Raw genomic sequence first — 6,288 nt, 5'->3', positions numbered from 1 at the left:
AGCCAGGGCGGCGGCCTACCCGCTGCTTGAACTCGCCAAGGTCATCGCGGGCGGCGCGAGCCAGCACGCGGGGCGCCGGCGTGTCGGTTGGCTTACTCGTCCCGGCCATCGGGCCATGCTACTGAGGATTTCGGTTCGGGGTGACGGTGATCCCGGCGGTGGGTGTATCCCGGTGTCGTGCGGTATCCCAATGGAGGCGGCCCGACCGCGAAGCAGCGCGCCCCACGGGAGCACGCAAGTGCGTTTGGGACCTGCCGAGTTGTTCAGTCCAGCCGCCCGGCCGCCCCGGCCGGGCTCCGGGGTTCAGACAGAGCTGAGAAGGGCCTGCGCCGCGCGTTTGGCTTGGGCGGCGACGCCGGGGATGCTCGCGGTGATGAACGAGCCGCCGCCGGCGAGGTCTCCGACCACATGCAGGCGCGGGTCGGCGGAAACCAGGCCGCCGCCCGGGTGCAGCGTGGCCAGTCCGGCACCGGTCAGGGACCGGACCAGGCGCCGAGCCGCGTCCGGCACCGATTGCGGCGCCGGGTTCACGGCGTTGATGACGGCGTGCGCGGTCAGTTGTGCGCCACGGGCTGCATGCACCCGGAACCGCCCGTTCGCCCGCTCGATCGCGCGGGCCCCGGCGACGATGGCCAGTTGGTCCGACTCCAAGAGCCGCATGAGGATGGCCGCGTTCACCGGGACCATCGGCGATGCCACACTGGCAGCGAGCCGGAGGTGGCGTCGCAGGCGCGCCCGATCGGCTTCGGACAGCAGGCGCCAGGCGTACGGGCCGACGGTGTGCGCCGCTTCCTGCAGCACTCGCCGGCCGATCCGCGGGTCGTCCACAGCGGCGAGCTGACGGCGCAGCCGACGGGCCGGATCCTCGGTCCCGGTGGCCATGAGCTCGGCCGCGAACGCGTCGAAGTCCTCGGCGGCGTCGGTTAGTTCGGCGCGCAGCAGCCCTATGAGGTCGTCGAGGGTGAGGTTCCCCGCGCGCTGCTGGTGCACCTGCGTGACGCGCTCCGCCGTGATGTGCCGCGGTCGGCGGTCAAGCGGGCGCTGCCAGACGTGCGGCAGCACGCCGCTGCGTGAGAGGAGCGCGATGCGCCCGGTATGCCCGCGTGCGGCCAGCGACACGACGACGTCCACGGCGGTCAGACCGCTGCCCACGATCGCCACGTCGTCGATTGCGCCCACGCCGTGGAGCGTTGCGGCCAGCGGATACGGGTCGGCCGTATACCCCGGGCTCCCGGTCAGGGCGTACGGGTCCGGCGGGCTCCCGCTGCCGACGCACAGCGCCACGTGGGTGGCCGGGTATGCGCGGCCGTTGTCGGCGCGCAGCGCGAGCCGGCCGCCGGCACCGGCGACCTCGGTGACGCGGGCTGCCTCGACGCGTACCTGCCGGCCCGATTCCTCCAGGGCCGCCACCGCATTCTGGGCGGTGTGCGCCAAGTAGTCGCCGTACAGGGCACGCGGGACCAGGGGGTGCCCCAGGAGCTGGTCGAGGTGTGCGGCGCCGCGCGTGCCCAGCCAGGCCGCGTAGTGGCCGAAGTCGCTGTGTCGTACGGACATGATGGCGGGCGGCGCGTTCACCACCACCGCATCCAGATCGGGCCCGTAGGGGCGTCCCCGCCACAGCTGCGGCGACGGCTCGAAGACGGTGATCGTGCCGGGCTCGGAGTCTTGCGCGGCGGCAAGCGCGTCCAGCAGGCCGACCGCTGCCGCGCCCCCTCCGATGATCGCGACGTCCATGCTCTTCCTCTCCACTGGTTTTGATGACCCTGACCTTCGCCGCCCCGGGGCGCTGGGCCCATCCCCCGCCCGCGGGCGACAATCTCGGCGCGACCCCCTCGGATGAGGGGTTGGTGGACGTCCGGGGAGCAGGCAGGCTGGGCACCGGAGGGGGGCACATGACCAACGAGGTAGTGGCCGAGGGTGAACGGGCCGCCGACGCCTACGAGTTGTTCGGCAGGGCCTCGGCCGGACTGCGGCGGCAGGTGCCGTTCGACGCGGCCGTGTGGACCGCGGCCGATCCGGAGACCGGCTTGATCACCGCGCCGATGCGGGTGGAGAACCTCGGCACTGGTGAGGGCTGTGCGGAGTACTGGAAAAGCGAGTTCCTGGAGGAGAACGTCCTGCCGTTCCGCGAGCTGGCCGGGGCGCCGGTGCCCGCGGCCGGGCTGCGTGCGGCGACCGGTGATCTGCCCGCACGCAGTTCCCGGTTCAGGCGTCTGCTGCTCGGCCAGGGCGTGTTCGACGAGCTGCGGGCCGTGCTGCGGATCGGTGACCGGCCGTGGGGTCTGGTGAGCCTGTTCCGTACCGCGGAGGCGTTCCGTGCGGAAGAGGTCACGCTGCTCGCCGGCCTGTCGCGTCCACTGGCCGAGCGGCTGCGCACGTTCGCACGGCCGCGTGAGGTGCCGCCCCGGCCGGGGCGGCCCGGGCCCGGCCTGATCCTCTTCGACGCGTCGGGCGAGGCCACGTCGGTCAACGACGAGGCGCGTGACCTGCTCGCCCATCTCCCGGCGGGGCCGTCCTTCCCCACGTCCCTGGGCCTGCGGCTGCCCATCTGGGTGATCGGCACGGCGCTGCAGGCGCGGGCGATCGCCGGCGGTCGCGACCACGGCGATGCCCGCGTACGCATCCGGACCACCGAGGGCCGGTGGTTGGCCTGCCATGCCTCCTGCCTCACCGCCGCCGGCGGCCGGCCGGGTCCGGTGGCGCTGGTCATCGAGCCCGCGGGCCCCGCCGACCTCGGGGCCCTTATCGCCCAGGCGTACGGGCTGACGCCGCGCGAGCTGCAGATCACCCAGCTGGTCGCCCGCGGTAGGACCACCAGCGAGATCGCCTCGACGCTGTTCATCTCCCCGCACACGGTCCGCGACCACCTGAAGACGATCTTCACGAAGGCCGGCGTGTCCACCCGGGGAGAGCTGACGGCCCGTCTTCTCACCGAGCACTGCTGGCCGATCGCGGAGGCAGGTCGGCGCTGACCGGCCCGCTGGGCTCCATCTCCGGCATCGCCGCACGCGCCCGGGCCGGCGCTCGCACCCGGGCCCCGGTCGGCGCATCCAATTGACCCTGCAGCGGTCCCAGGTTCTGACGAGGGGCGTCGCCCGTGTGATCGAAAAGCTGTAACCGTTCCCGCCCTTCGTGCGCGAGGAGATACCTTGAGGGCATGGAGTTAACGCTGCGGGTTGACGAGGTGGTCGGCGGAGAGTCCGAGGCGCTGTTTCGTTGGCTCCATCAGGAAGAGGAACTGCGCGGGCAGGCGCGGGTGACCGCCCGGGCGGCCGATATCCCCGGTGCAATGGGCGGCACCCTGGATGTAGTCGATGTCGTCCTCTCCAACGTCATCGCGCTCACGAGTCTGCTGGCGACGTTGCTGGCGTGGCGGTCCAGCCGCCCGAGCCCTGCTCCGGCTGTGCAATTGGAGGTGAACGGTGTGTCGGTGGTCGTGAACACCGATGATCCCGAAATCGTTCGGTCCCTGATCGAGACTCTGCAGAACGCCGGTTCACACCCGGACACTGCGCCGGACGGACCCGACTCCGCCCCGCCTTGTCCGTCTCTGAGTTAGGCCCGTGGCTGAGGTGCTCTCCCGCGGCGACACTTCCAGCGCAGTCCTGGTCGGGTGCCACCAGTTCGCCCATCTCGACGACCTACCCGCCGTCAAGAACAACCTCAACGGTCTGCAAGCGGCGCTGACCGACCCGACGATCTGGGGCATTCCGCGGGACAGAGTGAAGGTGCTGCATCAACCGGGCTCCGGCGACGACGTCGTGGATGCGGTGGCGAAGGCGGCGGACGCAGCCGACGACACTCTCGTCGTCTACTACTCGGGACACGGCCTGGTCGACCCGATCACCGGAGAGTTGTATATGGCTCTGCCCGGTTCGCGTATGCGCCCTCTGCTGGTGCAGCGGGCCCTGCGATTCGAATACCTCAGGCGCATCATCTCCGGCAGTAGCGCGAGGAAAAAGGTCGTCCTGTTCGACTGCTGTTTCAGCGGCCGGGTGATCGGCGCCATGTCGTCCGCGACGGACACCGCCGCCGACGACACCATGGTCGACGGTACGTGCGTCATCACCTCGGCGTCTCCGACCGCCCGATCTCTGGCCGTACCGGGCGAAGAATTCACCGCGTTCACCGGCGTACTGCTCGATATCCTGCGGGAGGGAGTGCCAGGAGCCGGTCCCTTCCTGCCCATGGAGACCGTCTTCCACGCCGCCCGCAGTCAACTCGTCTCCCGGTCGTTCCCGTCGCCGCAGCAGAGCATTCGCAACACCGCAGGGCGGATCTGTATCGCCCGCAACCGTGCGCCAACGGTGGCGCCCGGTCCCGGTACACAGGAGAGCCTGCCTCCCGGCGAGCAAGCGACTCCGCCGGCGCCGCCCGTCGAGGGCCCGGAGGGCCTGGCCACCGCCCAGGTGCGCATCTACTCGGCCGCCGGCGACGTCCTTGGATCCGGGCTCCTGCTGTCCCATGACATCGTGTGCACATCCGCGCACACCCTGGACGCAGCGTCAGGCGTGCCGCGTGACGGTGACGAGGTGCCGGGGCGTGCTGTGGCTCTGGATTTCCCCCTGCTGCCGGGGACGCCCGGGGCGCGGGCCCGCGTCGTGTCCTGGCCGCAAGACGAGTCGAACGTGGCGCTGTTGCGGCTCGACACGCCCGTCGCGGGCAGTGGGCCGGCGCCACTGGCCAGGGGCCGCCTTCTTGCCCACGGAGCAAAGTTTCGAGCGTTTGGCTTCCCCCGCCCCCGCCATGACGGCCTGTGGGTCTCCGGCGAGTTTCACAGGCCCACCGGACCAGGACTGATACCGGCAGACACCGTTCCGCCGTCCGGCATGGGCCGTGGCTTCAGCGGGGCGCCCGTCTGGAACGAGACAGAGGGCGGTGTGGCCGGGATCGTCATGGCCGTGCAACCTGACGGAACCCGCGTTTTCGTCCTGCAGACGCCAAGCCTCACGGACGAACGGGACCGGTTCGCCAGGGACGCCCGACGAGCAGATCGCGCCACCTGGGCCGAGCAAGCACAGGCCCGACGACGGGAACGGTCAAGGACGAGAGCAACAGGTCTCCTGACGCAGGCAGCCACGGTCTGTCGCCGCCTCTCCGCCCCGGACAAACAGGTGCAGCAACTCACCAACGTGATCGCGGCTGCCGTCAGCTTCGACGTCGACGTCGCCCGAGGGCTCTGCCAGGTGCTGGAGCGATCTGCCGCGCTGCTCCAGGACCACCTGGCGCAAGTACGGGCACTCGCCAGGGCCGCTGACTTACTCGCGCTTGCCGACGGCCAGTACGCGACCCTCGTCGCCGGGCGCGCCGAGGCGCTGGCCCAAGAGATCCTAGGACTGCGCGTGCGGAGAAAACGCCGACTGGCCCTGTATGCGGCCGCGTCCGGCTTCGCCCGGATCGACCCCCGCCGGGCTGAGTCGATCATCGCCGGACTGGGAACTGCGCAGGACGCCGAAGTTTCGGTTCTCAGTGTCGTGCTGAAGTCCATGGCCACCGCCGATCCGGACCGCGCGGAGAGAATCGCCCGCAGCCTGCCCCTGAAGCACCACGCGCACGCCGAGCAGGTGCTGGCCAAGGTCGCCGTCGTCATCAGGCCGCACCAGCCCGACCGAGCCCACGAACTGGTCGAGGGCATCAGCGACCCCGATACACGGATGAACGCACTGATCGGTATGCCCCAGTCACTCGCCCGCACCGACCCGGAGCGAGCCGAACACATCGCGCTGAGCTTGGCGACCCAAGGCTTTCGAAGCAGATCTCTCAGCGAACTCGTCGATGCACTGGCCCCCAGGGATCCGCACCGGGCCGAACGCATAGCCCGCGCGATCCCCATGGCCACAGCTCGAACCAGGGCATTGGAGTCGGTCCTCAAAGCGATGAGTCGCCACGACACGCATCGCGCCGAGCACATCGCACGGACTCTCCCGGCCCCGGACGAGCGCGACGATGCGCTCCATACACTGGTCAGGCGACTGGCGTCGACAGACCCGGACCGTGCCGAAGCCATCGCCCGCGGCTTTAGCGACGCCGAGGACATCGCCAGGGCGCTGCTGTGCATGGTTAGCGAACTCCGCCAATCCGTGCCCGAAGCCGCCGCACAGATCGCTCTGAGCATGCCGGGCAGCGAGCCACAGCGCCGGGCCACGGCGCTGGCGCTGACCGCACAGGAACTCCTCTGGCAGGCTCCCGGCCACGCCCGTCGACTGGTCCGCGAAGCCGAACACAGTGCCCGGTCCATCACTGACCCCGAAGATCGTGACCTGGCCTACTCCGCCTGCGCTGTGGCAC

4 protein-coding genes are annotated in these 6,288 nt (G+C 70.6%); 3 read left to right on the top strand and 1 reads right to left on the bottom strand.

What is annotated here, in order from left to right; all coding sequences use genetic code 11:
- Positions 1-303 precede the first annotated feature (303 nt).
- Positions 304-1,734, bottom strand: coding sequence for an FAD/NAD(P)-binding protein (locus tag ACQKIP_RS36835; RefSeq protein WP_365862015.1), 1,431 nt, complete (start codon positions 1,732-1,734; stop codon positions 304-306).
- A gap of 158 nt (positions 1,735-1,892) precedes the next feature.
- On the opposite strand from ACQKIP_RS36835, the gene ACQKIP_RS36830 reads away from it, so the two are divergent.
- The 3 genes from ACQKIP_RS36830 to ACQKIP_RS36820 all read left to right on the top strand — a co-directional run.
- Positions 1,893-2,972, top strand: a complete 1,080-nt coding sequence (locus ACQKIP_RS36830; RefSeq protein WP_365862017.1) for a helix-turn-helix transcriptional regulator — start codon at positions 1,893-1,895, stop codon at positions 2,970-2,972.
- Between the two features lie 185 nt (positions 2,973-3,157).
- Positions 3,158-3,559: an effector-associated constant component EACC1 gene (locus ACQKIP_RS36825; protein WP_365862018.1), complete on the top strand. Its 402-nt coding sequence runs from the start codon at positions 3,158-3,160 to the stop codon at positions 3,557-3,559.
- A gap of 4 nt (positions 3,560-3,563) precedes the next feature.
- On the top strand, positions 3,564-6,288 hold a 2,725-nt coding region (locus tag ACQKIP_RS36820), incomplete at its 3' end, for a caspase, EACC1-associated type (protein ID WP_427745135.1).

Origin of the sequence: Streptomyces sp. NPDC059900, from assembly GCF_050270335.1 — a bacterium.
Lineage (GTDB): Bacteria > Actinomycetota > Actinomycetes > Streptomycetales > Streptomycetaceae > Streptomyces.
The sequence above is the reverse complement of the archived record's forward strand: the minus strand, read 5'-3'. Positions and strand labels throughout refer to the sequence as shown.